Annotated in this window: 28 protein-coding genes; 19 read left to right on the plus strand and 9 right to left on the minus strand. The window is 71.1% G+C overall.

The genetic code is table 11. From position 1 onward, the window contains the following. Positions 1–7: 7 nt before the first annotated feature. Genes ACIBQ8_RS25480 through ACIBQ8_RS25490 form a run of 3 tightly spaced genes read right to left on the minus strand, consistent with a single transcriptional unit; the run spans position 8 to position 2,165 of the window. Complete coding sequence (locus ACIBQ8_RS25480; RefSeq protein WP_397172869.1) at positions 8–877, minus strand: HAD family hydrolase; 870 nt, start codon at positions 875–877, stop codon at positions 8–10. A 22-nt stretch (positions 878–899) separates the two neighbouring features. Then, complete coding sequence (locus ACIBQ8_RS25485; RefSeq protein ID WP_397193129.1) at positions 900–1,541, minus strand: DUF5667 domain-containing protein; 642 nt, start codon at positions 1,539–1,541, stop codon at positions 900–902. 60 nt (positions 1,542–1,601) lie between these two features. Further along, a complete protein-coding gene (locus ACIBQ8_RS25490) occupies positions 1,602–2,165 on the minus strand; it encodes a sigma-70 family RNA polymerase sigma factor (protein WP_357966288.1) in 564 nt (187 codons plus the stop codon). A 288-nt stretch (positions 2,166–2,453) separates the two neighbouring features. Between ACIBQ8_RS25490 and ACIBQ8_RS25495 the strand changes: the two genes are divergently transcribed. Beyond that, positions 2,454–3,854, plus strand: a complete 1,401-nt coding sequence (locus ACIBQ8_RS25495; protein ID WP_397193130.1) for a putative quinol monooxygenase — start codon at positions 2,454–2,456, stop codon at positions 3,852–3,854. Here the strand turns inward: ACIBQ8_RS25495 and ACIBQ8_RS25500 are convergent. Then, positions 3,851–4,096 (minus strand): glutaredoxin family protein, encoded by a 246-nt coding sequence (locus tag ACIBQ8_RS25500; RefSeq protein ID WP_397172873.1) that lies wholly within the window; start codon positions 4,094–4,096, stop codon positions 3,851–3,853. The genes ACIBQ8_RS25495 and ACIBQ8_RS25500 overlap by 4 nt on opposite strands. Before the next feature lie 113 nt (positions 4,097–4,209). Here ACIBQ8_RS25500 and ACIBQ8_RS25505 point away from each other — a divergent pair, with 113 nt between their 5' ends. The 7 genes from ACIBQ8_RS25505 to hemL all read left to right on the plus strand — a co-directional run bounded on the left by ACIBQ8_RS25505 (position 4,210) and on the right by hemL (position 11,659). Continuing rightward, entirely contained in the window at positions 4,210–4,887 is a 678-nt protein-coding gene (locus tag ACIBQ8_RS25505; RefSeq protein WP_352357297.1) for a redox-sensing transcriptional repressor Rex, read from the plus strand. Continuing rightward, positions 4,884–6,140, plus strand: a complete 1,257-nt coding sequence (locus ACIBQ8_RS25510; RefSeq protein ID WP_397193131.1) for a glutamyl-tRNA reductase — start codon at positions 4,884–4,886, stop codon at positions 6,138–6,140. The genes ACIBQ8_RS25505 and ACIBQ8_RS25510 overlap by 4 nt, the downstream gene beginning before the upstream one ends. Then, complete coding sequence (hemC, locus tag ACIBQ8_RS25515; protein ID WP_397172876.1) at positions 6,137–7,042, plus strand: hydroxymethylbilane synthase; 906 nt, start codon at positions 6,137–6,139, stop codon at positions 7,040–7,042. Before ACIBQ8_RS25510 ends, hemC begins: the two co-directional genes overlap by 4 nt. A gap of 35 nt (positions 7,043–7,077) precedes the next feature. Next, positions 7,078–8,583 (plus strand): bifunctional uroporphyrinogen-III C-methyltransferase/uroporphyrinogen-III synthase, encoded by a 1,506-nt coding sequence (locus tag ACIBQ8_RS25520; protein ID WP_358007896.1) that lies wholly within the window; start codon positions 7,078–7,080, stop codon positions 8,581–8,583. Further along, complete coding sequence (hemB, locus tag ACIBQ8_RS25525; protein WP_397172878.1) at positions 8,580–9,563, plus strand: porphobilinogen synthase; 984 nt, start codon at positions 8,580–8,582, stop codon at positions 9,561–9,563. Before ACIBQ8_RS25520 ends, hemB begins: the two co-directional genes overlap by 4 nt. A gap of 128 nt (positions 9,564–9,691) precedes the next feature. Further along, a complete protein-coding gene (locus ACIBQ8_RS25530; protein ID WP_397172880.1) occupies positions 9,692–10,321 on the plus strand; it encodes a bifunctional DNA primase/polymerase in 630 nt (209 codons plus the stop codon). A gap of 48 nt (positions 10,322–10,369) precedes the next feature. Further along, entirely contained in the window at positions 10,370–11,659 is a 1,290-nt protein-coding gene (gene hemL / locus ACIBQ8_RS25535; protein WP_397172882.1) for a glutamate-1-semialdehyde 2,1-aminomutase, read from the plus strand. Here the strand turns inward: hemL and ACIBQ8_RS25540 are convergent. Further along, complete coding sequence (locus ACIBQ8_RS25540) at positions 11,601–12,500, minus strand: EamA family transporter (RefSeq protein ID WP_397193132.1); 900 nt, start codon at positions 12,498–12,500, stop codon at positions 11,601–11,603. The two genes, hemL and ACIBQ8_RS25540, sit on opposite strands and share 59 nt — an antisense overlap. 183 nt (positions 12,501–12,683) lie before the next feature. Here ACIBQ8_RS25540 and ACIBQ8_RS25545 point away from each other — a divergent pair, with 183 nt between their 5' ends. Then, a complete protein-coding gene (locus ACIBQ8_RS25545; RefSeq protein ID WP_397172886.1) occupies positions 12,684–13,604 on the plus strand; it encodes a LysR family transcriptional regulator in 921 nt (306 codons plus the stop codon). A 19-nt stretch (positions 13,605–13,623) separates the two neighbouring features. Here the strand turns inward: ACIBQ8_RS25545 and ACIBQ8_RS25550 are convergent, their stop codons facing one another. Continuing rightward, positions 13,624–14,484, minus strand: coding sequence for a DMT family transporter (locus tag ACIBQ8_RS25550; RefSeq protein WP_358290276.1), 861 nt, complete (start codon positions 14,482–14,484; stop codon positions 13,624–13,626). Between the two features lie 243 nt (positions 14,485–14,727). On the opposite strand from ACIBQ8_RS25550, the gene ACIBQ8_RS25555 reads away from it, so the two are divergent. From ACIBQ8_RS25555 to ccsA, 5 genes are all read left to right on the plus strand, one after another. Then, positions 14,728–15,366 carry a histidine phosphatase family protein gene (locus ACIBQ8_RS25555; protein WP_397172888.1) on the plus strand — a complete coding sequence of 213 codons (639 nt, stop codon included), beginning with the start codon at positions 14,728–14,730 and terminating at the stop codon, positions 15,364–15,366. Between the two features lie 71 nt (positions 15,367–15,437). After that, on the plus strand, positions 15,438–16,001 hold the full coding sequence (locus ACIBQ8_RS25560; protein ID WP_352322525.1) for a TlpA disulfide reductase family protein: 564 nt from the start codon (positions 15,438–15,440) through the stop codon (positions 15,999–16,001). Next, on the plus strand, positions 15,994–16,716 hold the full coding sequence (locus ACIBQ8_RS25565) for a cytochrome c biogenesis CcdA family protein (RefSeq protein WP_397172889.1): 723 nt from the start codon (positions 15,994–15,996) through the stop codon (positions 16,714–16,716). The genes ACIBQ8_RS25560 and ACIBQ8_RS25565 overlap by 8 nt, the downstream gene beginning before the upstream one ends. Beyond that, positions 16,716–18,278, plus strand: coding sequence for a cytochrome c biogenesis protein ResB (locus tag ACIBQ8_RS25570; RefSeq protein WP_397172891.1), 1,563 nt, complete (start codon positions 16,716–16,718; stop codon positions 18,276–18,278). Before ACIBQ8_RS25565 ends, ACIBQ8_RS25570 begins: the two co-directional genes overlap by 1 nt. Continuing rightward, the gene (gene ccsA / locus ACIBQ8_RS25575) at positions 18,268–19,227 is read left to right on the plus strand and encodes a cytochrome c biogenesis protein CcsA (protein ID WP_397172893.1); all 960 of its coding nucleotides are present in this window, start codon (positions 18,268–18,270) and stop codon (positions 19,225–19,227) included. Before ACIBQ8_RS25570 ends, ccsA begins: the two co-directional genes overlap by 11 nt. On the opposite strand, the gene ACIBQ8_RS25580 is transcribed toward ccsA, so the two are convergent. Further along, on the minus strand, positions 19,224–19,511 hold the full coding sequence (locus tag ACIBQ8_RS25580) for a PLDc N-terminal domain-containing protein (protein ID WP_352322521.1): 288 nt from the start codon (positions 19,509–19,511) through the stop codon (positions 19,224–19,226). The genes ccsA and ACIBQ8_RS25580 overlap by 4 nt on opposite strands. Before the next feature lie 123 nt (positions 19,512–19,634). Here ACIBQ8_RS25580 and ACIBQ8_RS25585 point away from each other — a divergent pair, with 123 nt between their 5' ends. Further along, complete coding sequence (locus tag ACIBQ8_RS25585; RefSeq protein ID WP_397172895.1) at positions 19,635–20,612, plus strand: hypothetical protein; 978 nt, start codon at positions 19,635–19,637, stop codon at positions 20,610–20,612. Between the two features lie 10 nt (positions 20,613–20,622). Then, on the plus strand, positions 20,623–20,865 hold the full coding sequence (locus tag ACIBQ8_RS25590; RefSeq protein WP_397172897.1) for a hypothetical protein: 243 nt from the start codon (positions 20,623–20,625) through the stop codon (positions 20,863–20,865). A gap of 207 nt (positions 20,866–21,072) precedes the next feature. Here the strand turns inward: ACIBQ8_RS25590 and ACIBQ8_RS25595 are convergent, their stop codons facing one another. Beyond that, a complete protein-coding gene (locus tag ACIBQ8_RS25595) occupies positions 21,073–21,294 on the minus strand; it encodes a BldC family transcriptional regulator (RefSeq protein ID WP_026214226.1) in 222 nt (73 codons plus the stop codon). A gap of 257 nt (positions 21,295–21,551) precedes the next feature. Between ACIBQ8_RS25595 and ACIBQ8_RS25600 the strand changes: the two genes are divergently transcribed. Continuing rightward, complete coding sequence (locus ACIBQ8_RS25600; protein ID WP_397172899.1) at positions 21,552–21,770, plus strand: DUF4229 domain-containing protein; 219 nt, start codon at positions 21,552–21,554, stop codon at positions 21,768–21,770. Here the strand turns inward: ACIBQ8_RS25600 and ACIBQ8_RS25605 are convergent. Then, entirely contained in the window at positions 21,767–22,972 is a 1,206-nt protein-coding gene (locus tag ACIBQ8_RS25605; RefSeq protein WP_397193133.1) for a hypothetical protein, read from the minus strand. The genes ACIBQ8_RS25600 and ACIBQ8_RS25605 overlap by 4 nt on opposite strands. 150 nt (positions 22,973–23,122) lie before the next feature. Between ACIBQ8_RS25605 and ACIBQ8_RS25610 the strand changes: the two genes are divergently transcribed. Both ACIBQ8_RS25610 and ACIBQ8_RS25615 read left to right on the plus strand, forming a co-directional pair. Next, positions 23,123–23,839: a demethylmenaquinone methyltransferase gene (locus ACIBQ8_RS25610; protein ID WP_397193134.1), complete on the plus strand. Its 717-nt coding sequence runs from the start codon at positions 23,123–23,125 to the stop codon at positions 23,837–23,839. Positions 23,840–24,069: 230 nt separating this feature from the next. Further along, positions 24,070–24,339 carry a hypothetical protein gene (locus ACIBQ8_RS25615; protein ID WP_397193135.1) on the plus strand — a complete coding sequence of 90 codons (270 nt, stop codon included), beginning with the start codon at positions 24,070–24,072 and terminating at the stop codon, positions 24,337–24,339. Positions 24,340–24,414 lie beyond the last annotated feature (75 nt).

Here is a 24,414-nt window from a genome sequence, read left to right on the forward strand (position 1 = left end):
CGGGCGGCTAGTGGGAGCGGTAGTGCCTGCGCAGGGCGATGCCCGCTGCCACGCCGCCCGCGATCGCGCCCACCCCGGCCGCGATCGGCAGAGCGGTCATGGTGGCCTTGCGGCCGGTACGGAAGTCCTTGACCGGCCAGTCGTGCTTCCTGGCGTGCTCGCGCAGCTCGCTGTCGGGGTTGATCGCCACCGCGCTGCCGACCAGCGACAGCATCGGCAGGTCGTTGGCCGAGTCGCTGTAGGCCGTGCAGCGGGTCAGGTCGAGCCCTTCGCGGCGGGCCAGCGCGCGCACCGCCTCGGCCTTGGCCGGGCCGTGCAGCAGGTCGCCCACCAGATGGCCGGTGTAGACGCCGCCGGCCGTCTCGGCGACCGTGCCGAGCGCGCCGGTGAGGCCGAGCCGCTGGGCGATGACCCGGGCCAGCTCGACGGGCGTGGCCGTGACGAGCCAGACCCGCTGGCCGGCGTCGAGGTGGCTCTGCGCGAGCGCGCGGGTGCCGCCCCAGATGCGGTCGGCCATGACCTCGTCGTAGATCTCCTCGCCGAGGCGGACGACGTCGTCGACCTTGGCGCCCGCGACGAAGGCGAGCGCGGTCTCCCGGGCGACCGCGATGTGCTCCGGGTTCTCGTTGCCGCGCAGCCGGAACACGGCCTGGCCGACGGCGAACTTCAGCAGATCGGACGTGGTGAACATGCCGCGCGTGGCCAGCCCGCGGGCGAAGTGGTAGATGGACGCGCCGCGCATCATGGTGTTGTCGACGTCGAAGAAGGCCGCCGCCTCCAGGTCGGGTTCGACCGGCTCGGCAGGCGCGACGGTGACCGCCGCCCGCGCCGCGGCCTCGCCGGCGGCCTCGGCCCCAACCTCGTGTCGTCGTCGCATTAGCCGCCACATGCGGTTCAGCTTACCTAGCCGGTGCGACGAGCCCCTCGATGTAGTCGAGGTAGCCGGCGGCCTGTCCCTTCTGTGCCTCGTTGAGGTGGTCCAGCATCGGCTCGACCGTCTCCCGCTGCTTCTGGGCGAACTTCTTGATCTTGGACGAGCGGGGCTGCGTACGCGTCAGCCGGCTGATCCCGGAGCGGGTGGAGTCCTCCATGTCCTTGAGCGTCTGGCCGACCAGCGGGCTGTCGGTGGACGAGCCGAGCAGGCTCGCGACCTCCTTGGCGCGCGTCTCGGCAGAGGCCAGCTCGCGCTCGCCGCGCTGGGCGTCGTCGGTGCTCAGGTGCACGAGGGTGCTCTCCGCGGCCCTCTTGAGCGGGTAGAGCGTGTCGCCCGGGACCGCCTGGTACGTGGCGAAGGAGGCCACCATCATGGCCCCCGCCAGCCCCAGCGTGGCGACCTGGGACAGCAGCGGACGACGCCGCCGGCGTACGGACGCGACCGGCGCGCGCTCCTCGTCGGGGGCCGTCAGCAGCAGGCGGCCGGAGACCAGGTCCTCGCGCAGGCGCTCGCGGAAGGCCGGCTCGGGCCCGCCGCCCAGAGACGGGCCGTGCAGCTCCGTGAGACGCTCGATGACGAGCTCCCGCCGCCTGCGCGCCCTACTCATGACAGCTCCCTGAGGGATCCAGCCGTGACAACTGGCCTAACGAGGTGCGGGTGGGAGAGGTTACGCCAGGTCGTGCTTGAGTGCCCTGGCGAGCGTTCGGATGGCCCGAAACTGCAGCGCTTTGATCGCTCCACTCTTCTTCCCCATGATCAACGCGGTTTCCGCGAGCGAGAGGCCGTGCAGGAAGCGCAGCACCACGCATTCCTGCTGGTCGGGATTGAGATCGCGGACGGCGCGCAGCACCCGGTCGTTCATGATGGCCGTGACCACCGCGTTCTCCGGGATGTGCGCGCCTTCGAGCGGCACGTCGATCAGCTCTCCCGTCGGGATCTCCAGTCGGTAGCGGCCGGATTTGAAGTGGTCGGCCACCAGGTTCCTGGCGATGGTGACGAGCCAGGCGCCGAAGTCGCGGCCCTGCCAGGTGAAGTCGCCGATCCTGCGCAGCGCGCGCAGGAAGGTCTCGCTGGTCAGGTCCTCGGCGAGCTGGTGGGAGCCGACCCGGAAGTAGATGTACCGGTAGACCAGGTCGACGTAGCGGTCGTAGAGCGTGCCAAAGGAGTCCGTGCATCCGTTCTTGGCGTGCAGCACCAGGGTGCGGATGTCGTCGGGCACTTCTTCGCGCACGCCAAGCTCGCCCGTCCGGGCAGGTCCAGCGACCGCTGGAGCAAGCAGCCCGGCGAACGGCCACGAATCAGGCATCCGGTATCCCTAGGGGTAAGGGGTGCGGCGTGCTCGAATACTCTAGAAATCAACTGGAAATTCCACAATCCGCGCCTGCTGGCCTGGCTACGAGTAATCGCCCTATACCGTATAGGCGCCTACCCCACAGCCTGCGGCGAAGCCCCTCATGGAGCGCCTGTTTCCTCTTCGGCTACCGGCCGGGAGGCATCGTCCGGCAGCATTGGAGTCACCATGGAGATCCTCGTTGCTGTCATAGCCCTTGCCGGTGCGCTCCTCGCCGCCGTCGCGACCGGAGCCCTGATCCGCCGGCTGCGCGACGAGCCCGAGGGGTGGTTGATCGCCTGGACCGTTGCAGCTGGAGCCCTGTGCCTGTCGCTGGCCGCGATCGGCGTCGGTTACGTCCTGGGGTTCGGGCCGGTCACGTTCCGCCTCTACCAGGTGACCGGGTCGCTGCTCGCGCCGCTCTGGCTGGCCGTGGGCCTGATCCAGCTGCTGTCCGACAAGGTGCCGCCGAGGTTCCTGGCCTGGCTGTTCGGCATCGCGCTCACCGTCGTCTCCGTCGCGATCCTGACCTTCGACCCGCTCAGGTCCACCGACCTGGGCAAGGCGCTGCCGTCCGGCTCGGCCATGTGGGGGCTCATCCCGGACAAGCTGCTCATCGGCGTGCACGCGATCGACGTGCTCGTCCTGCTGGCGTGCGTGGTGGTGGCCGGGCTCAAGTGGCGCGGCGGCGACGAGTACGACACCGACAACCTCCATGCGGTCCTGGTCATCGCGCCGTCGAGCATCGCCCTGGTGGGGGCCATGCGGTTCGCGGTGCCGCCGCTGTTCACCACCGCGCTGCTCGCGGTGGGCGCGGCGGCGATCTGGTACGCCATGCTGCGCCCGCTGGCGCCGTACGAGGACGACGAGGACGACCTGGAGACGCCGCACGACGACGTGGAGCGCCGGCCTGGCCGCAGGGTCGCGCCCGCGCCCGAGCACGTGCCGATGCCGGCGCCGGCCGCCGAGCCGCCTCCCGTGGCGCCCCCGCGCCGCTCGCCCGGCCTGGGCGACCTGGTGGCCGAGTACCGGGCGGGAGACCAGCAGGTCGACTACGCCGCCCGGATGGGGGCCGCGCCCGACTCGGGCCCCGCGACCGGCTACATCATGAACGGCTCCCCGCCCCCGCGCATGGACACCTCCCCGCGCATGGACGCCCAGCCCCCCCGGCCCGACTACGCGATGCCCGGCACCGGCGTGGTCTACCCGGGCGCCGAGCTGTTCACCCCGTCGCAGCCCCAGCAGGCGGGCGGCAGGCCCTCGCCCAGCATCTACGGCCTGCTCACCGTCTTCACGATCATGGACGGCGCCGGCGAGGCGTTCGACCGCCTGGCCGAGGCCACTGTCGAGGCCGTGCGCCGCGGCGAGCCCGACACGCTCGTCTACGCCTGCCACGCCGTCAAGTCGGCCCCCTTGCAGCGCATCGTCTACGAGCTCTACCGCGACGAGGTCGCCTACCGCGACCACCAGCGCCAGCCGCACGTCGAGCGGTTCCTCAACGAGCGTCAGGCGATGGTGCTGGCCACCAACGTCATCGAGCTCAACGTCAACGCCGCGAAGGTGGTGCCGCTGCCCACCGTCATGTTCTAGGCCGTGTCCCAGGCGAGCGCGGCGCGCAGGCGAGCCTCGTCGACCCGCCAGAAGTCGTGCTGCACGCCGTCGATCAGCGTCACCGGGATCATCTCCCAGTACTTCTCCCTGAGCTCCTCGGAGGAGTCGATGCTGACCTCCTCCCACGGCACGCCCAGCTCTCCGGCCACCCTGGCGATGACCGCGCGGGCGTCGTCACAGAGGTGGCAGCCGGGTTTGCCGAGCAAGGTGATGCGATGCATGTCCCCAACCGTAGCGCCCCTACTTTGTGCATCGGTTCACAAAGGGATTAACCTGAAAGACGGTTCTAATCCGTTCAGCGGTCCCCACCGCCCGTTCCCTGGAGCTCCGGCACGTGAAGAGCCCGTCCCAGTCCCGTGACCGCGGCATCCCCGAGGCGACGGTCGCCAGGCTTCCGTTGTACCTCCGGGCGCTGCACGGGATGGCGGAGCGCGGCGTCGCGACCGTGAGCTCGGAGGACCTGGCCGTGGCCGCGGGCGTGAACTCGGCCAAGCTCCGCAAGGACCTTTCGCACCTCGGCTCGTACGGCACCCGCGGCGTAGGCTATGAGGTGGAGTACCTCGTCTACCAGATCTCCCGCGAGCTCGGCCTGACGCAGGACTGGGCGGTGGCGATCGTCGGAGTCGGCAACCTCGGCCGCGCTCTGGCGAACTACGGCGGCTTCGTCTCCAGGGGCTTCCGCGTGGCCGCGCTCTTCGACGCCGACCCCGAAGTCGTGGGCGACACCATCGCGGGGTTGAATGTGGAGCACATCGACGAACTGGAAGCCGTCATCAAGCGGCGTGGAGTCTCGATCGTGGTACTGGCGACACCGGCGGCAGCGGCGCAGGAAGTGTGCGATCGTGTTGTCGCCGTGGGCGTGACCAGCATCCTGAACTTCGCCCCAGTCGTTCTCACCGTTCCGGACACCGTCGACGTCCGGAAGGTCGACTTGTCAATCGAACTGCAGATTCTCGCGTTCCACGAGCAACGCAAGGCTGGGGGGCCACTCATGGCGGTGGACGGTCAATGAGTGTTCTGGCGATCGGACTCAGCCACCGGACCGCTCCGGTGGCGCTTCTCGAACGCGTCTCGGTGACCGGTGACGCGCTGGTCAAGCTGCTGCACGACGTGCAGCAGGACACCAGCGTCGCGGAGGCCATGGTGATCTCGACCTGCAACAGGGTCGAGATCTACGTCACGGTCGACCGCTTCCACGCCGCGGTCACCTCGATCAGCGGGCTGCTGGCCGTTCACTCCGGCGTGCCGGTCGACGAGCTGACCCCGCATCTCTTCGTGCACTACGAGGAGCGGGCCGTCGAGCACCTGTTCTCGATGGTGTGCGGCCTCGACTCCATGGCCGTCGGCGAGGGCCAGATCCTGGGCCAGGTCCGCCAGGCGCTCAAGCTCGCCCAGAAGCACGGCACGGTCGGCGCGACCCTCAACGAGCTGACGCAGCAGGCGCTGCGCGTCGGCAAGCGCGCCCACACCGACACCGGCATCGACCAGGCCGGCCCCTCGCTGGTCTCGGCGGGCCTCGCGCTGGCCGGCGACCTGGCCGGGCGGCGGGCGCTGGTGGTGGGCGCGGGCTCGATGAGCTCGCTGGCCGCCGTCACGCTCCAGCGCGCCGGGGTCACCGACATCGTCGTGGCCAACCGCACGTACGAGCGGGGCGCGCGGCTGGCCGAATCGGTCGGCGGGCGGGCCGTCGCGTTCGCCGCCGTGCGCGAGGAGCTGGCGGGCGCCGACGTCGTCATCACCTGCACCGGCGCCGGGCGGCACGTCATCACCCCCGACATGCTGACCAGGGGCGTGTTCCTGCTCGACCTGGCGCTGCCGCACGACATCGACCCGGCCGTGCGCCAGGTGCCCGGCGTCACGCTGGTAGACCTGGAGACGATCCAGGAGTCCGGCGTCGGCGCGCGCGGCGGCGACGCCGTCGAGTCCGTGCGCGCGCTCGTGGCCGAGGAGCTGAACGCCTACCTCGACGCCGCCCGCGCCGCCCGCGTCACCCCGACCGTGGTGGCGCTGCGCAGCAAGGCGGCGGGCGTGGTGGAGTCCGAGCTGGGCCGCCTGATGATGCGCATGCCCGATCTCGACGACAAGGCCAGGGACGAGATCGCCATGACCGTGCAGCGGGTCGTTGACAAACTGCTTCACGAGCCGACTGTGCGTGTCAAGCAGCTCGCCGCCGGTCCAGGGGGCGATCATTATGCGGAAGCCCTGCGTGAATTGTTCGATCTCGATCCGAAGATGCCCGCGGCCGTGAGGGAGGTGGAGCTGTGAACCTGCGGTTGGGTACCCGCCGCAGCATGCTGGCGACCACGCAGTCCCAGATGGTGGCCGACGCTCTCACCGCGCGCACCGGGCGTCCGGTCGAGCTGGTGGGCGTGACGACCTTCGGCGACGTGACCAAGGCGCACCTGGCGCAGCTCGGCGGCACCGGCGTGTTCGTCAGCGCGTTGCGCGACAAGCTGGTCGAGGGCGAGATCGACTTCGCCGTCCACTCGCTCAAGGACCTGCCGACCAAGCAGGACCCGCGCTTCACGCTGGCCGCGCTCCCCGAGCGCCACGACCACCGCGACGCGCTGGTCGGCTCGCACAAGTTCGCCGACCTGCCCGCCGGGGCCCGGGTCGGCACGGGCTCGCCGCGCCGCGTCGCCATGCTGAGCGCGCTCCGCCCCGACCTGGAGTACGTCCCGATCCGCGGCAACGCCGACACGCGCATCGGCAAGATCGCCGCGGGCGAGCTCGACGCCGTCGTGCTGGCCAGCGCCGGGCTCACCAGGCTCGGCCGCGGCGGCGAGATCGCGCAGATCTTCGAGGTCGAGGAGCTGCTGCCGGCCCCCGGCCAGGGCGCGCTCGCCGTGGAGTGCCTGGCCGCGCGCGCCGACCTGATCGAGACCCTGTCCGTGCTCGACGACCCGCGCACGCGCAGCGCGGTGACCGCCGAGCGCGCCGTGCTGTCCGCCCTGGAAGCAGGCTGCGCCGCCCCCGTGGGTGCTTTCGCGGCCGATCACGGGCACACTCTGAACCTGACCGCCGTGGTCGTCTCCATCGACGGCCGCGAAGCGGTCCGCAAGTCCGCCGCCGGTTCTCCTTCGGAGGCTGCACAGCTGGGCCGCCTCCTGGCGGCCGAGATGATCGCCGAAGGGGCCGACAGATTGATGGGGGAGCATTCCCATTGAGCTCCGATAGTCCAACCTCCGGTTTCGTCGCCTTCGTGGGGGCGGGTCCCGGTGACCCCAACCTGCTGACGCTCCGCGCCGCCGAACTTCTCGGCAAGGCGGACGCCGTCGTGCTCGACGACGAGCAGTTCGGCCCGCTGCTCAAGCACTGCCGCGAGGGCGTCGAGGTCGCCGAGGGCGACTACGTCCAGCGGGCCAAGGCCGGGCAGCTCGTGGTGCGCCTGTGCGCGGGCGACCCCATGTTGTTCTCCTCGATCGACGACGAGGTCGCGGCCTGCGTGGCGGCGGAGGTGGACTTCGAGATCGTGCCCGGCGTGCCGCCCGCGACCGCGGTGCTCACCTACGCCGGCATCCCGGCGGCCACGGCCGTGCCCGAGTTCCGCGTCGTCGACGCCGCTCAGGAGCAGGACTGGTCGTCCCACGCCGCCACCCGCGGCACGCTGGTGATCTACAACGGCATCACCGAGGCCGTCGCCATCGGCAAGGCGCTGATCGCCGGCGGCAAGCCCGACACCACGCCGGTCGCCGTCAGCAGCGGCGGCACCACCACCGAGCAGTACACCGTCGTGTCCTCGCTCGGCCGGCTGCAGGCCGACCTGAAGCACGCCGGGTTCACCGAGCCCGCGCTGATCGTGGTCGGCGAGGCCGTCGGGCAGCGCGAGCGGCTGTCGTGGTTCGAGACCAAGCCGCTGTTCGGCTGGCGGGTGCTGGTGCCGCGGACGAAGGAGCAGTCCCGCAGCCTGTCCGAGCAGCTCGTGGCCTACGGCGCGGTGCCCGAGGAGGTGCCGACCATCTCGGTCGAGCCGCCGCGCACGCCGCAGCAGATGGACCGCGCCATCAAGGGCCTGGTCACCGGCCGCTACGAGTGGGTGGCCTTCACCAGCGCCAACGCCGTCAAGGCGGTGCGCGAGAAGTTCGAGGAGTACGGGCTCGACGCGCGCGCCTTCGCCGGGCTCAAGGTGGCCGCCGTGGGCGAGGCCACCTCGCGGGCCCTGGTCGAGTTCGGCGTCAAGCCCGACCTGCTGCCCTCGGGCGAGCAGTCCTCAGAAGGGCTCGTGGCCGAGTGGCCGCCCTACGACTCGATGCTCGACCCGATCAACCGGGTGCTGCTGCCCAGGGCCGACATCTCGACCGACACGCTGGTGGCCGGGCTCACCGAGCTGGGCTGGGAGTGCGACGACGTGACGGCGTACCGGACGGTGCGCGCCGCGCCGCCGCCCGCGCCCATCCGCGAGGCGATCAAGGGCGGCGGCTTCGACGCCGTGCTGTTCACCTCGTCCTCCACCGTGCGCAACCTGGTCGGCATCGCGGGCAAGCCGCACAACGTCACCGTGATCGCGGTGATCGGGCCGCAGACGGCCAAGACGGCCGAGGAGTTCGGGCTCCGGGTCGACGTCATGTCCGACAAGCCATCCGCATCAGCCCTGGCCGCAGCGCTGGCCGAGTTCGGTGCCAAGCAGCGCCAGGCGGCCGTGGCCGCGGGTGACAGCCCGCGCAGGCCCTCCCAGAACCGCCGTGGCGCCAGGAGGAGAGCCAAGTGACCGCCCAGTACCCCGTCGCCCGTCCCCGGCGCCTGCGTCGCAGCCAGGCGCTGCGCCGGATGGTGTCGGGCACGCGGCTGCACGCCGCGGACCTGATCCTGCCGATGTTCGTCAAGGAGGGCATCGACGCGCCGCAGCCGGTGGCGTCCATGCCGGGCGTGTTCCAGCACACCCGCGACTCGCTGCGCAAGGCCGCGCACGACGCGGCCGAGGCGGGCGTGGGCGGCCTGATCCTGTTCGGCATCCCCGCGGTCAAGGACGCGACCGGCTCGGCGGCCGACGACCCCGACGGCATCCTCCAGGTCGCGCTGCGCGAGGTGAGCGCCGAGGTCGGCGACGCCCTCGTGGTCATGGCCGACACCTGCCTCGACGAGTTCACCGACCACGGCCACTGCGGGATCCTGACCCCGTCCGGCGAGGTGGACAACGACGCCACGCTTGAACGTTACGCCTCCATCGCGCTGGCCCAGGCCGCCGCCGGCTCCCAGATGATCGCGCCGAGCGGCATGATGGACGGCCAGGTCGGCGCCATCCGCGCCGCGCTCGACGGGGCCGGCCACGCCGACGTCCCGATCCTGTCCTACTCCGTCAAGTACGCCTCCGCCTTCTTCGGCCCGTTCCGCGAGGCCGCCGAGTGCGCGCCGCAGTTCGGCGACCGCAGCACCCACCAGCAGGACCCGGCCGGTCCGCTGGAGGAGGCGCTGCGCGAGGTCAGGCTCGACCTGGCGGAGGGCGCCGACGCCGTCATGGTCAAGCCGGCGCTGGCCTACCTCGACGTCATCACCCGGGTGCGCGACGCGGTCGACGTGCCGGTGGCGGCCTACCAGGTGAGCGGCGAGTACGCGATGGTCGAGGCGGCGGCGGCCAACGGCTGGATCGACCGCGACCGGACGATCATGGAGTCGCTGGTCGCCATCAAGCGCGCCGGCGCCGACATGATCCTCACGTACTGGGCGACGGAAGTGGCGCGACAGCTCTAACCAAGGGGTTTCCCGTCAACTCCTGAGGCGTGTGCGTTAGAGTGCGATGACAAGTGCTGGTGTGTCCCGCGGTGTGCGAACGGCCCGGAGCCGGGACCTCCTCAGGCGCTGACTCGACGGGAGACACCATGGTGGGGGTACCACTGGCTCGGCGTACCAGAAAGCGGTCGCGGCCGACACGCATCGATTCCGTGCTGGAGTACGCGTCCCTGGGCTGGCCCGTCGTGCCGGGTGCCTTTCCGCTGCGTCAGGGACCGCGCGCGTGTTCGTGCGACCGCGTCGGCTGTCCCGACCCCGGCGCCCATCCGCTCTCGCCCGCCTGGCACATGCAGGCCACGACGGACACGACGCTGCTGACCCGCTGGTGGGAGAGCGAGCCGGAGGCCAACGTGATCCTGCCCACGGGGCGCGTGTTCGACGTGTTCGACGTACCGCTCGCCTCCGGCCTGTCGGCCCTCACCAGGATCGACGCCGCCGGAGCCCACCCAGGCCCGGTCGCCGCTCAAGGCGACCGGGTCTTGTTTTATGTGGCCACCCGCGGCAACCCCGAGGACGAGGACGAGTGGTGGTCCTGCCAGCTCGACTGCGACCCGGCCACCATCGACGACACGCCGGGCCTGCGCTGGCACTGCCGCGACAGCTACGTGCTCGCGCCGCCCTCCATGCTGCCCTCGGGCCAGCCGGTGTCCTGGCTGCGGCCCCCCGACGGCCGTCCGCTGCCCGACCCGCTGCGCATCCTGGACTGGCTCGCCGACTGAGCACGCCCCGCGGCGGGGGCACGGACCTGCGGGACTAACCTGGGTCGGGTGAGCCGTACACAGAACTCCGAAGGTCTTTTCACCCGCGCCAGGGAAGTGGTGCCCGGCGGCGTCAACTCGCCCGTGCGCGCGTTCGGCGCGGTGGGCGGCACGCCGCGTTTCATGGCCTCGGGCCAGGGGCCGTACATCACCGACGTCGACGGCAACCGCTACGTCGACCTGGTCTGCTCCTGGGGCCCGATGATCCTCGGCCACCGGCATCCCGCGGTCGTCGAGGCCGTCTCCGGCGCGGTCGCCCACGGCTTCTCCTACGGCACCGCCACGCCGGGCGAGGTCGAGCTGGCCGAGGAGATCGTCTCCAGGATGGCGCCGGTCGAGAAGGTGCGCCTGGTCAGCTCCGGCACCGAGGCGACGATGAGCGCGGTGCGCCTGGCGCGCGGCTTCACCGGGCGGTCCAAGGTGATCAAGTTCGCCGGCTGCTACCACGGGCACGTCGACGCCCTGCTGGCCTCGGCCGGGTCGGGAGTGGTGACGTTCGGGCTGCCGGACACCCCCGGCGTCACCGGGGCGTCGGCGGCCGACACGATCGTGCTGCCGTACAACGACGTGCAGGCGGTGGAGGAGGCGTTCGCGGCCGCCGAGATCGCCTGCGTGATCACCGAGGCGTGCCCGGCGAACATGGGCGTCGTCCCGCCGCGCGACGGGTTCAACGCCCGGCTGCGCGAGCTGTGCACGGCCAACGGCGCGCTGCTCATCGTCGACGAGGTGCTGACCGGCTTCCGCGTCTCCTCCGCCGGCTGGTACGGCCTCGACCCGGTCGACGCCGACCTGATGACGTTCGGCAAGGTCATGGGCGGCGGCCTGCCCGCGGCGGCGTTCGGCGGCCGGGCCGACGTGATGGCCTTCCTGGCCCCGGAGGGCCCGGTCTACCAGGCGGGCACGCTGTCCGGCAATCCGCTGGCGTGCGCCGCGGGCCTGGCGACCCTGCGCGCCCTCGACGCCGACGCCTACGCGCGCATCGACGCCGCGGCGCTCGCGGTGGGCGACGCGGCGGCCGAGGCGCTGGCGAAGGCGGGCGTGCCCCACCGGTTGCAGCGTGCCGGCAGCCTGTTCTCGATCTTCTTCGCCGAGGGCGAGGTCGGCAACTTCGACCAGGCCAAGGCCCAGAACACCGCGGCCTTCACCGCGTTCTTCCACGCGATGCTCGACCAGGGCGTCTACCTGCCGCCGTCGGCGTACGAGGCGTGGTTCCTGTCGGCCTCGCACGACGACGAGGCGCTCAACCGGATCGCCGAGGCCCTGCCGGCAGCGGCGAAGGCGGCCGCGGCGGTTCTGTAGCCCGGCGCGGCCTGGTGCCGGCGTACAGCACGCCGGTGACGATGAGGGCCGCGGCCACGAGCTCGATCCAGGAGAGGGGCTCGCCGGCCACCAGCGCGGCCGACGACATGCCGAACACCGGCACCAGCAGCGTGTACGGCGCCACGGTCGAGGCGTCGTACCGGCGCAGCAGCCAGCCCCACACGCCGAACCCGCCGAGCGTCGAGACGAAGGCCACGTAGGCCAGCGACAGCCAGCCCTCGGCGGGGACCGTCAGCACGGGCGGCCCCTCGACCAGCAGCGACAGCAGCAGCAGGGGCGGCGCCGAGAAGGCGCTCACCCAGACCATGAACCGCAGCGAGTCCGGCGGCGCGGCCCTGCGCTGCACCACGTTGCCGAGCCCCCAGGCCGCGGCGGCGGCCACGCACAGGGCGAAGGCGCCCAGCGGGCCGGACACCCCGAAGTCGAACGCGACCAGGGCCAGGCCGCCGAAGGCGACCGCCAGGCCGAGGACGCGGCGGGCGGTGAGCCGCTCGCCGAGCAGCGTCACCGCGAACAGCACGGTGAACAACGCCTGCATCTGCAGGACGAGAGAGGTCAGTCCGGCCGGCATGCCCGCTCGCATGCCCACCAGCAACAGGCCGAACTGACCCACTCCGAGAGTGGCCGCCACCCCGGCGACCCAGCGCCACGGGACTCCCGGCCGGCCCGCGAGCAGCAGGGCGGGGAACGCCGCCAGGGTGAACCTGATCCCCGCGTACAGCAGGGGAGGGAAGTGCTTCAGGCCGACCTGCATGACGACGAAGTTGAAGCCCCACACGGCCGCGAGGCCGACGGCGAGGGTGAGGTGGCGGGGGCTCACGCAGAGCGGGTCTTCTGGTACCGGTTGCGCTGCTCGCGAGCCTGCTCGGCGAGGACCTTCAGGTACGAGGTGGAACGGATCTCGGGCTTCCTGCTCTTAATGATTCGCATGCATATATTTTCATCTGCTTCAGATACAAGGACAAGCGAGACTTTCTACGCTAAACCCTTTAGTCTGGCTTACATGTTGGACCTGAACCGGCTCAAGGCACTTCACGCCGTGCACGTGTACGGGTCGGTCGGCGCGGCGGCCGACGCGCTCATGGTCACGCCGTCGGCCGTCAGCCAGCAGATCGCCAAGCTGGAGCGGGAGACCGGCGCGCGGCTCATGGAGCGCAGCGGCCGGGGCGTCCGGCTGACCGACGCCGCCGGGCTGCTGGCCGAGCACGCCGAGCGCATCCTGGCCCTGGTCGAGACCGCGGAGGCGGACTTCGAGGCGCTGCGCGGCGAGGTCGTCGGCCGGCTCAGCATCGCCGCCTTCGCCACCGCGACCCGCGGCCTGATGCCGGGCGCGGTCGTCCAGCTCAGGAGGCGCCACCCCGACCTGCACGTGCAGCTCTACGAGCGCGAGCCCGAGCGGGTGCTGCGCGAGGTGGCCAGGGGCGAGCTGGACCTGGGCGTGATGCAGGACTGGCTCAACCGGCCCATCGCCATGCCCGAGGGCCTGTCCAGGGCCACGCTGCTCGACGACGTGGCCGACGTCGCGATCCCCGCCGACCACCCGCTGGCCGGGCGCAGGGAGGTGGGGCTGGCCGAGCTGCACGGCGAGCGGTGGATCAGCTCCTCGCCCGGCACGGTCTGCCACGACTGGCTGGTCTTCACGCTGCGCAACGCCTCGCTGGAGCCGGAGATCGCGTGCATGGCCGACGAGTACCCCACCCAGCTCGCGCTGGTCGCCGCCGGGCTCGGCTGCGCGATCGTGCCGCGCCTGGGCCGCGACTGCGTGCCCGACGGCGTGCGGCTGGTCCCGATCATGCCGCGGCAGACGCGCCGCATCTACGCCGTGTGGCGCACCGACGCGGCCCGCCGTCCGGCGATCAGGGCCACGGTCGAGGCCCTGATCGGCGTCAGCCGCGAGCAGGAGAACGCCTGGGCGGTCAGCTGAGCACCCGGCCGGGCCGCGCTCAGCTGAGCGCGATCGCCACCACGCCGCCGAGGATCACGCCCGCCGCCAGCAGCCGCCGCCGCAGGTCGCCCTCGGCCAGCAGCCGCCCGCCGAGCAGCACCGCGATCAGCACGCTCACCTCGCGCGCCGGCGCCACCACGCTCACCGGCGCCATCGTGAACGCGATCAGGACCAGCAGGTACGACAGAAAGATCAGGAACGCCGCCCCCACGATCCGCGACCGGTGCTCCCGCCACACGGACCCGACCAGCCGCCGCCTGGCCCCCGCGACGAACGGCGTGAGCGCCAGCGCCCGCCCGACCTCGCCGAGGTAGTTGAGCATGATCGGCGCCACCGCGAACGCGCTGACCACCTGCGAGTCCCACACCGTGTACCCGGCGATGAACAGCCCCACGACCAGCCCCGACACCAGCCCCCGCAGGTCGCCACGCCCGGCCGCGCCGCCGCTCATCATGAACACCCCGACCCCGACGAGCACGATCCCGGCCACGCCGGCCGGCGCCGGGTGCTCGTCCAGGAACAGCACGGCGACCAGGCTGGCCAGCATCGGCCCCGTCCCGCGGGCGACGGGGTAGACCAGCGACAGGTCGCCCGCGCCGTAGCCGCGCTGGAGCAGCACGAAGTAGCCCAGGTGCAGGGCCGTGCTGCCGCAGATCACCGCGAGGTCGCCCCACGACAGCCGGGCGCCCGTGACCAGCAGGAACCCGGCGAACAGCGGGCTCCACACCACCGTGGCCACGACCCCGACCAGCCAGAGGAAGACGATGCCGTCCGCCTGGGACGCCTTCTTGCTCAGCAGGTTCCAGGTGGCGTGCGCGACGGCGGCGACGAGAATGAGGACCAGCGCCCAAGGGCTCATCCGGGCGACTCCTTCCAGGGGTGACGGAGAGGAGCCTCCAGGCTTTTGTCCCGTCAGCTGTACGGCCCGGCGCGGGCCGCGGCGCCGCTCGGACCTGTCTTCCGGCCCTGGTTGTGTGACGGGGGAGGCGGACCGGACGCGGAACCCTAGGCGCAGTCGTCCCGACCCTACCTCCGCGCGAAATGCCGGACCAGGCAGCCCCTGACTATGACCGGCATCGAAACGGATAGGCTGTGGCACACCATGGCTGAAACCACCGTCGTCCACCTTTTGCGCCACGGTGAGGTGCACAATCCCGGCGGCATCCTGTACGGCAGGCTGCCCGGCTACCACCTGTCCGACACCGGCAGGCTCATGGCCGAGACGGTCGCCAAGGCCGTCGGCGGCCGCGACATCGTCGCGATCCACAGCTCGCCGCTCGAACGCGCGCTGGAGACCGCGGCCCCGCTCGCCGACAAGCTCGGCCTCGACGTGACCAAGGACGACCGCCTGCTCGAAGCGGCGAACATGCTGCAGGGCCGGCCGGTCGGCCAGGGGCTGGCCATCCTTCGCAACCCGCGCAACTACCGCTATTTCTGGAACCCGCTGCGCCCGTCGTGGGGCGAGGCGTACCCGGCGATCGTGGCGCGCATGAAGGCGGCCGTCGACGACGCCAGGGCGGCCGCGCGCGGGCACGAGGCCGTGCTGGTCAGCCACCAGCTCCCGATCTGGACGATCAGGATGGCCGCCGAGGGCCGCCGGCTCTGGCACGACCCGCGCCGCAGGCAGTGCGCGCTGGCCAGCCTCACCACCTTCACCTTCGAGGGCGACCGCCTGGTCAGCGTCGGCTACAGCGAGCCGGCCGGGTCGCTGAGTTCGGGGCCGTCGATACCAGGGGCCTGATGTCCGGGCCATGTGTCCCCGCCGGTAGAGTTGCAAGCTCTACCGGTTGTAGTACAAGGAGATCATCCTCCGTGCGCGCGACGTCCATCTCCCTCGTTCTCCTGGCCGCGCTGGCCGCGGGCTGCGCGGCAAACCAGAGCGGGCAGCCCCAGGTGGGCGACACCCGGTTCGTCGCGGGCGACGGCAAGATGCAGGTCTTCGACGCCGCCGACCGCAAGGCGGCCCCGCCGGTCGAGGGCCCCACGCTCGACGGCGGCACGGCCTCGCTGGCCGCCCACAAGGGCAAGGTCGTGGTGATCAACTTCTGGGCCTCGTGGTGCGGCCCGTGCCGGGCCGAGGCGCCGGTGCTCAAGGAGGTCGCCGCCAAGACCAAGGGCGACGTGCAGTTCCTCGGCATCGACTTCAAGGACCGCCAGGCCGACGCCCTCGCCTTCGAGCGCACCGAGCAGACCGGCTACTCCCACATCTTCGACCAGCCGGGCAAGGTCGCGCTGTCCTTCCAGGGCACCGTGCCGCCCGCGGCGATCCCGTCCACGCTGGTCATCGACAAGCAGGGCCGCATCGCGGCCAGGGCGCTCGGGGCGGTCAAGTACACCGACCTGATGAACACGGTGACCAAGGTGCGCGATGAGTGACGTCGTCGCCTCCGGCTCGCTGCTGCTCGCGGTGCCGATCGCGCTGCTGGCCGGGGTGGTGTCGTTCCTGTCGCCGTGCGTGCTGCCGCTGGTGCCGGGCTATCTGTCGTACGTGACGGGCATGAGCGCCGACCCCAAGCGGGGGCGGCTGGTGCTCGGCACGGTGCTGTTCGTGGCCGGGTTCGCGCTGGTGTTCGTGCTCAGCGGCGCGCTGTTCGGCGGGCTCGGCTCGATCATGCTGGGCAACGCCGAGGTCATCACGCGGGTGCTCGGCGTCCTGACGATCCTGCTCGGGCTGGCCTTCCTCGGCGTGCTGCCCGGCCTGATGCGCGACGTGCGCATCCACAAGCTGCCGGCCGCGGGCCTGGCCGGCGCGCCGCTGCTCGGCGTGGTGTTCGGCCTCGGCTGGACGCCGTGCATCGGCCCCACGCTGGCCGTCGTGCTCACGCTCGGGCTCAACGAGGGCAGCGCCTCGCGCGGCGCGCTGCTGGCCGTGGCCTACGCCCTGGGCCTCGGGCTGCCGTTCGTGGCCGCCGCCCTGGCCTACAGCAAGGCCCTGCGCACGTTCCAGGTCGTGCGCAGGCACACCCGGCTGATCACCAGGATCGGCGGGGGCATGATGGTGGCCGTCGGGCTGCTGCTCGTCACCGGACTGTGGGGTGCGATGATCGCGGCCATGCAGGGGCTCATCGGCGCGTTCGAGCCGGTGATCTGATGAGCGTCGACGAGCTGGTGCGCGAGGAGCGCGAGCCGCGGCAGGCCGGGATGGGGCCGGTCGGCTGGCTCCGGTGGGGCTGGCGCACCCTCACCTCGATGAAGACCGCGCTGATCCTGCTCTTCCTGCTGGCGCTCGGCTCGATCCCGGGCTCGCTGGTGCCCCAGCGCAGCGTCGAACCCGACAAGGTGGCCCAGCTCTACCAGCAGAACCCCACCCTGGCCGAGTGGTACGACCGGTTCCAGCTCTTCGAGGTGTTCACCTCGGTCTGGTTCGCCGCCGTCTACCTGCTGCTGTTCACCTCGCTCGTCGGCTGCATCATCCCGCGCACCGCCACCTACCTGCGCGAGCTGCGCCGCAAGCCGCCCGCCGCGCCCAAGAACCTGTCCCGGCTGCCCCACTCCGACTCCTTCGAGGGCGACCTCACGGTGGAGGAGGCCGCGGGGCGGCTGCGCAAGATGCGCTTCCGCGTCGTCACCGGCGACGGCTGGGTGGCCGCCGAGAAGGGCTACCTGCGCGAGACCGGCAACCTGTTCTTCCACGTCGCGCTCATCGGCATCCTGCTCGCGGTCGGCTTCGGCTCCCTGTACGGCTACCGCGGCAACGTCCTGGTCGTCGAGGGCGACGGCTTCGCCAACACCGTGGCCGCCTACGACCGGTTCATCCCCGGCAGCCGGGTCTCGGCCGAGTCGCTCCAGCCGTTCTCGTTCGAGCTGACCGACTTCAAGGCCACCTACCAGGTCGAGGGCGACAAGAAGGGCCAGGAGCTCGACTACTCCGCCTACCTGAAGGTGCACGACGAGCCCGGCGCGCCCGCCCGCGACTACGAGCTCAAGGTCAACGACCCGCTGGAGGTCGACGGGACGCAGACGTACCTGATCGGCCATGGCTACGCGCCCGTCTTCAAGGTCACCGACGGCAAGGGCCAGGTCGCCTACGAAGGGCCCGTGGCCTGCCTGATCGACCAGAAGTCCACGCTGACCTCGTCGTGCGTCGTCAAGGCGCCCGACGCGCAGCCGTCCCAGCTCGGGTTCCTGCTGCGGTTCCTGCCCACCAGCGTGCCGCTGACCGACGGAAACTACGCCTCGGCCTTCCCCGGCGAGCTCCAGCCGCAGGTGCAGCTCCTCGGCGGGTACGTGGGCGACCTCGGCATGCGGTCGGGCAAGCCGCAGTCGGTCTACAAGATCCTGCCCGACGAGCTCGACGGCAAGGTCGTCCCCGTGGTGCGGGGATCGTTCGCGACCAAGCCGCTGTCGGTGGGGGAGTCGACCGAGCTGCCCGGCGGGGCGGGCAAGCTGGAGTTCACCGGCGTCAAGGAGTGGATCACGCTCCAGACCGCCTACGACCCCGGGCGCGTGCCGGCGCTGATCGCCGCCGCCGTCGCGGTGGTCGCCATCGCGCTGTCGTTGATGATCCGCCGCCGGCGCGTCTGGGTGCGGGTCAGGGAAGGGCGGGTCGACGTCGGCGGCCTGACCCGTACCGAGGGCTCCGCGGCGGGCTTCGCCGAGGAGTTCGCCGAGATCGTCAAGGCTCTATCAGCAGGAGAACAGCATGTCCGCTGAGCAATTGGCCGGGCTGAGCGACAACTTCGTCGTCGGCGCCGTCCTGCTCTACATCATCGCCATGGTGGGCTTCGCGATGGAGCTGGCCTTCGGAAGGGCCGTCATGGGCAAGGCGGCCGTGAAGCGGGCCGCCCGGCAGCCCGTCACGGTCGGCGCCCCCTCGGACGGCGAGGCCGCGCCCGAGGCCGAGGCGCCCGTCGCCGAGCCCGAGCCCGTCATGGCGGGCGGGGCCAGGGCCGGGCGGGTCGCGCTCGTGCTGGCCTGGATCGGCTGGGCCGCCAACCTCGGCGCCATCGTCACCCGCGGCCTGGCGGTCGGCCGGTGGCCGTGGGGCAACATGTACGAGTTCGTGGTGGCCATCTGCTTCGCCGCCGTGACCGCGTTCCTGTTCACCCAGGTCCGCCAGAACGTGCGGTTCCTGGGCGCGTTCGTGATGATCGCCGCCACGCTCGGGCTCGGGTTCGCGGTCAAGGTGCTCTACACGGCGGCCGGGCCCGTGGTGCCGGCGCTGAACTCGTACTGGATCGCGATCCACGTCACTGCGGCGATCCTGGCCAGCGGGCTGTTCACGCTGGCCGGCGTGTCGGGCGTGCTGTTCCTGGTGCGCGGCGAGGGGCTCTCGCGCCTGCCCAGCCGCGACGACCTGGAGCGGGTGGCCCACCGCGCGATCGTGCTGGCCTTCCCGCTGTGGACGTTCGCCGTCATCGCCGGCGCGCTGTGGGCCGACCGCGCCTGGGGCCGCTACTGGGGCTGGGACCCCAAGGAGGTCTGGTCGTTCATCACCTGGGTGGCGTACGCGGCCTACCTGCACGCCAGGGTGACGGCCGGCTGGCGGGGCAGGGCCGCCATGATCGTGCAGCTGCTGGCGTTCGGGTGCCTGATCTTCAACCTGGTCGGCGTCAACATCTTCATCTCCGGCCTGCACAGCTACGCCGACGTCAGCGGTTAGTCCTCGCCGCGCATCCGCCGGTCGAGATCTCTCAGGAAGTCGGGGTCGTCGTCCGGGCCCTTCGGCGCGCCCGGGCCCGGCGGCACCGGCCACGGGTCGCGCTCGGCCCTGGGCCGCCCGCGCAGCATCCAGATCACACCGCCGAGCAGCGGGACCAGCACGACGATGAGGACCCACAGCGCCTTTGGTACGTTCCGGACCTCTTCCTCGGGTGCGGTGATGACGTCGAAGAGCGAGAAGAGCCAGAAGGCCAGCAACGCCAGGCCGATCAGAACACCTGCCATGCCCGAACTGTAAGCCATCCGCGACGTGATCGTGTCGGACGATGTCCCGTTTCGGATGACTCGGGAAGATCGGCGTCGTACCGTGGAACCCGGTTCGCCATGGACGCGGCGTGAAGGGGTGCGATGGCCTTTTCTCACGACAAGGGCCGACATCGGCGCGGCCGTTGGTGGCGCCGCGGGTCGTACCTGTTCTCGCGGCGTGACGAGGCTCCTCCGGACGCGGACCGTTCCTTCTGGTCCCGGCGGAAGGAGAGCCGCCCGGAGCCCCCGAGAGAGCAGCTCAAGGGCGCCGAGCGGCGCAGGGAGCAGCAGCCGGAGCGGTTCGCCCGCCCCGGCGCCCCCCAGCGGCGCGAGGTGACCTGGGACGGCCTCTCGCTGCGCGAGCGCGGGGCACGCCTGCCCGCCGCCGTCGCCGAACGCCCCCGCTACACCTGGTACGACTTCGAGCTCGACGACACGCCGCCGAGGGCCCAGCCCAACAGGCCGGAGGCCCCCTCCATCGGCGACGGCCTGCGCCACTGCGGCAAGCTGGAGAAGATCCTCCACCGCCAGTGGGACGCCCGGCACGGCCCGCCCTCCAAGGACGCCGTACGCGCCGTCGAGAGCCTGGCCCGGCTGCCCGAGCGGCTGAAGGAGCTGCTGGCCGCCGGCCTGGAAGGCATCTACGTCGGCCCCGGCGGCGTCCCCGACCTCGACGACATGGGCTACTTACGCGGCGCGCCGCTCCCGTCCGGCCGGGCCACCTGGGACATCTGCGCCGGCGCGTACGGCGACCGCAAGATCGTGGTGGGCGACCGCCCCTCACCCACGCCGGACGTGATGATGCACGAGGTCGGCCACGCCATCGACGACCTGGACTCCTTCCACGGCGAATGGGTGTCGGACTCGCCGGAGTTCGTCCGGCTCTACGAGAACGCCTTCCCCAAGCTGGCCTCGACCTTCCACCGCCAGGGCAACGGCCTGGGCCGCAAGGAGTTCTTCGCCGACGCCTTCGCCGCCATCGCCGCCCGCCAGCGCCCGGCCCTGGTCGACATGCTCGGCGGCGACACGCGGATGGCGCTCGACGTCATGCTCTTCTTCAACCGGCGCTACGGAATCTAGGTGATCAGCCATGTACGTCATCCGGCTCGCTGACGGGACCCTGCGCGTGCCGCAGAGCCTGACCAGCGAAGACGGGCGTCTGATCGGCAACGCGTACGTGGACGTGCAGCCCGGCGATCCCGAATACGACAAGTGGCTGCCCGAGTCGCTGACCGAGGAGGAGGCGGCCGAGCGCCGCAGTCGCTGGGAAGAGGAGAACGACGACCTCGAACGCGAGTTCCTGGCCTTCAAAGCCAGTCAGGAGGACGCCTGAGCGCTTTCAGGGCCGGCCACGAGGACGCCTGAGCGCCTTCGAGAAGGACAGGCGCCAGCCGCGGTCGGCGGTTGGCGCCGCCCCGTGCCTGCCGTCGGGAAGTGTGGCCCGCAGGCACGCTCGACCACGGCCTCACGACGTGAGGCGGATTGAGGTCCCGCCAGCGGTGATCCTGGCGGATCTCAGGATCACCGACTAGACGGAACGTCAGACGCGCGGGGACTCACCTGCTGGCCTGTCGGCCGTGAGAACGTCCTCGCCTCGAAGAAGGGCGTGCACTTCCGACTCGCGGAAGCGCCGGTGCCCTCCGGGGGTGCGGATACTGCTGATGCGGCCTGCCGCAGCCCAGCGCGTAACCGTCTTTGGGTCTACCCGGAAGAGGGCGGCAACCTCTCCTGGGGTCAGCAGACGCTCGCTGCTACTCTCCACCAATCTCTCCCCCTCGCATCCCGCTTCCTGCCAGCGGGCGGACAGGTAACCAGTGTGTCGAGCGAAGCCTGATTTATCCGTGGTTTTCGACAAAGATCACGGGTTGTTATCAGCTGACTGCCCGATTGTTATATGATAGAGCCTCTTTGGGGCTCTCGTGGGTGTTTCTTTACGAAACACCCTTACTGGGAACAGTAGCAGCGCTCGCGTCCGATGCGAAGAGCGACCGCTACGCAGGGACGAGTAACCTCGAACCTGTGCATCCCGTTCTCGTTTACACCGCGTCGCGGATCGGCCTGTTTGTCGTGACCCTGGGTGTTCTGTACCTCGTCGGCCTGCAAAACCCGCTGTTCCTGCTCGCAGCCGCTTTCGTGATCAGCGGCATTGCCAGCTACGTGCTGCTGTCGGGGCAGCGTGACGCAGTCAGCGCACGCCTCAGCGGCCGGATCGACCGGCCTGAGCCGCAGGACGACTAGGGCAGGGGGAACATGCCAATCCGGGCATGGTACTCCCGTCCGAGTCGCGTTGTGTCACTACCGACTAGTAGGCCGGTCTTGTGCGCCAGAAATGCCTTCACGCCGATGCCCCGCTCGCGGCCGGGATTCCAGGCGAGCGCCTTTCCGGTACGCGGATGAATGGCGCCGATGCCCTCGCGGGGCACCGCTCCCGGGCCGGCCGAGTCGCGGCCCTGCGGGTTGTCCAGCCAGCGCTGGTGACCCCCGACATAGACGGCTGAGCCGGTGACCGCCACCGCGTAGAGCGAGTCGCCGCCGGTGGCGTTGGTCCAGGTCGGCCTGACGGCCGGGCCCGCGGCGTACGTCTCGAACCGGGCGGCCGTGTCGCACATGCGGCCTCTCGGGCCGCCGGTCGTGACCACCACGAAGGAGCGGCCGTCGGGGGCGAAGTCGAGGCCGCGCACGTAGGAGGGGAACGCCTCCGCGCAGCGCTGCGCGTAGACCTCGGTGCGCCAGTCGGCGACCCTGGCCACGGGCCCGCTGACGTCGATCAGCCCGAGCTGCGGCCGGGACCGCCCGCCGAGCGTGGTGAACGAGCCGTCGACCGCCAGCCGGTCGCCCGACAGGGCGAGGGCCTGGACCTTCACCCTGGGCGTCAGCGGCTCGCCCGGCGTGACGGCGAAGCCGGGGTCGGCCACGCCGGTCGCGGCGTCGAGCCCGGCCAGGGCGATGCGCGGCCGGACGAAGTCGCCGCCGACGTAGAGCCTGGAGCCACTCCTGACCAGGGTGGTGACCATGCCCCCCTCGATCCGGGGCATGAAGCCGTCGACGAGCTGCCCGTCGGCGACGTTGATCCGGGCGAGCGCGCGGGCGCCGACGTTGTTGACGCCGGGGAAGGCGCCGCCCACGTAGACCGTGCCGTGGTCGCCGGCGGCCAGCCCGTAGACCGGCCCGGCGACGGACGGCGCGAAGTCGCGCAGGATGCGGCCGCTCGCCAGGTCGTAGGCGAACAGGTTGGCCCGGCGCAGCGTGTACGTGCGCCCGGCGTCGCTGACCTCGCTGAACGAGCCGCCGACGACGACGGTGCCACCGACCAGCGCGATGGCGTTGACGATGCCGTCGAGGACATGGGGGGTGTTGTCGACCGGGTCGGCCGAGACCACGCGGGAGTGCGCGGCGGGGGCCGAAGCGATGATCGCCGCAAGGGCGACACGGGCAAGCATTCACCAACAACTAGCAGACGTTCAGTAGTGGTGCCGCTACTTTGCGTTAATTGCCACAAGAGCCGGGCTCGCCGGCGGCCCGGTGGTGGCTGGTCAAAGGCCGTAACGCCCGGCGAATGCCCCGCTGGCCGCGTGAGTACTCTTGTCCGCATGACGCGCGCTCAGTTGGACAAGCAGCCGGACGAGGTCGCCGCGATGTTCGATCGCACCGCCCGGCGCTACGACCTGGTCAACGACGTGGCCTCGCTGTGGCAGGTCAGGCTCTGGCGCAAGGCAGTGGCCGCCGCCGTCGACGCGGGGCCCGGCGAGGTCGTGCTCGACCTGGGAGCGGGCACCGGCACCTCCACCGACAGCTTCACCGGTCTCGGCGCCCGCGCGGTGGCCTCCGACTTCTCCCTCGGCATGTTGCGCACGGGCGTGCAGCGGCACGGCGGCAACGCGCTGAGCGGGCCCGGCATCCCGTTCGTGGCCGGTGACGCGATGCGGCTGCCGTTCGCCGACGACGTCTTCGACGCGGTGACGATCTCGGTGGCGCTGCGCAACGTGCACGACACCTCGCAGGCGCTGCGCGAGATGCTCCGCGTGACCAGGCCGGGCGGCCGGCTGGTGATCCTGGAGTTCTCGCACGTCACGTTCGGGCCGTTCGACCTGGTCTACCGCGAATACCTGATGAGGTTCCTGCCCAAGGTGGCCAGGGTGTTCGGCTCCAACGACGACTCCTACGACTACCTGGCCGAGTCCATCAGGGACTGGCCCGACCAGCGGACGCTGGCCCGGACGATCGGCGAGGCCGGCTGGGAGCGGGTGGCCTGGCGCAACCTGACGATGGGCATCGTCGCCGTCCACCGGGCGTTCAAGCCCGCCTGACCGGCGGGGCGAGGGTCAGGCGGTCGCGCCCGCCATGGCGAAAGTGCCGGGAATCGTCTTCCGCCTTTCCGCCCGTTTCCGGCTTTGCGGGCTGCTCTGAGGATGTGTCGGAGGGAAGCCCTGTGCAATTCCCGCTGGGATGGCGACAGGGCATCTTTCCGGGATGAAGCCAGGAGGATTGCCATCGCACTTTGTGGGCATATCTCTCGATTTCTCGGAAGGAGCCCCGGGTGATCGGAGAAATCGATCCGACCCCCCGCCGCCGGAAGCTCACTGCCGCTCACGCCAGGCCGCAGCCGTCCGAGCAGGACGTCGCCAAGCTGCTGCGGCACTACGGGGTCGGCGGCGAGCGCGGCGACCGGCCCAGCCGCACCCCGCCGACATCCCCGAGGACGAGGAGAGCCTTCGGATCTTCGCTGGTCTTCGGCCTTCTGGAGGACGCCGCCATGGACGAGGAGGAATCGCGCGAATTCATGGCGTCGTTGGCAGATCAATTGTAACGACATGGTTATCGCGGCGTGTCTTGCAGGCTCGGCCGATCTTCTGTTGGCTACCGTCATTGGTCCAGACCAATG

This window comes from Nonomuraea sp. NPDC049646 (assembly GCF_044465525.1).
Lineage (GTDB): Bacteria > Actinomycetota > Actinomycetes > Streptosporangiales > Streptosporangiaceae > Nonomuraea.

Excerpts from the sequence above, each read along its gene's own strand:
- ACIBQ8_RS25480 (WP_397172869.1), bottom strand. The coding sequence starts at position 877 with ATGCGACGACGACACGAGGTTGGGGCCGAGGCCGCCGGCGAGGCCGCG.
- ACIBQ8_RS25485 (WP_397193129.1), bottom strand. The coding sequence starts at position 1,541 with ATGAGTAGGGCGCGCAGGCGGCGGGAGCTCGTCATCGAGCGTCTCACG.
- ACIBQ8_RS25495 (WP_397193130.1), top strand. The coding sequence starts at position 2,454 with ATGGAGATCCTCGTTGCTGTCATAGCCCTTGCCGGTGCGCTCCTCGCC.
- ACIBQ8_RS25500 (WP_397172873.1), bottom strand. The coding sequence starts at position 4,096 with ATGCATCGCATCACCTTGCTCGGCAAACCCGGCTGCCACCTCTGTGAC.
- ACIBQ8_RS25510 (WP_397193131.1), top strand. The coding sequence starts at position 4,884 with ATGAGTGTTCTGGCGATCGGACTCAGCCACCGGACCGCTCCGGTGGCG.
- ACIBQ8_RS25530 (WP_397172880.1), top strand. The coding sequence starts at position 9,692 with ATGGTGGGGGTACCACTGGCTCGGCGTACCAGAAAGCGGTCGCGGCCG.
- ACIBQ8_RS25545 (WP_397172886.1), top strand. The coding sequence starts at position 12,684 with ATGTTGGACCTGAACCGGCTCAAGGCACTTCACGCCGTGCACGTGTAC.
- ACIBQ8_RS25550 (WP_358290276.1), bottom strand. The coding sequence starts at position 14,484 with ATGAGCCCTTGGGCGCTGGTCCTCATTCTCGTCGCCGCCGTCGCGCAC.
- ACIBQ8_RS25555 (WP_397172888.1), top strand. The coding sequence starts at position 14,728 with ATGGCTGAAACCACCGTCGTCCACCTTTTGCGCCACGGTGAGGTGCAC.
- ACIBQ8_RS25565 (WP_397172889.1), top strand. The coding sequence starts at position 15,994 with ATGAGTGACGTCGTCGCCTCCGGCTCGCTGCTGCTCGCGGTGCCGATC.
- ACIBQ8_RS25570 (WP_397172891.1), top strand. The coding sequence starts at position 16,716 with ATGAGCGTCGACGAGCTGGTGCGCGAGGAGCGCGAGCCGCGGCAGGCC.
- ccsA (WP_397172893.1), top strand. The coding sequence starts at position 18,268 with ATGTCCGCTGAGCAATTGGCCGGGCTGAGCGACAACTTCGTCGTCGGC.
- ACIBQ8_RS25580 (WP_352322521.1), bottom strand. The coding sequence starts at position 19,511 with ATGGCAGGTGTTCTGATCGGCCTGGCGTTGCTGGCCTTCTGGCTCTTC.
- ACIBQ8_RS25585 (WP_397172895.1), top strand. The coding sequence starts at position 19,635 with ATGGCCTTTTCTCACGACAAGGGCCGACATCGGCGCGGCCGTTGGTGG.
- ACIBQ8_RS25590 (WP_397172897.1), top strand. The coding sequence starts at position 20,623 with ATGTACGTCATCCGGCTCGCTGACGGGACCCTGCGCGTGCCGCAGAGC.
- ACIBQ8_RS25605 (WP_397193133.1), bottom strand. The coding sequence starts at position 22,972 with ATGCTTGCCCGTGTCGCCCTTGCGGCGATCATCGCTTCGGCCCCCGCC.
- ACIBQ8_RS25610 (WP_397193134.1), top strand. The coding sequence starts at position 23,123 with ATGACGCGCGCTCAGTTGGACAAGCAGCCGGACGAGGTCGCCGCGATG.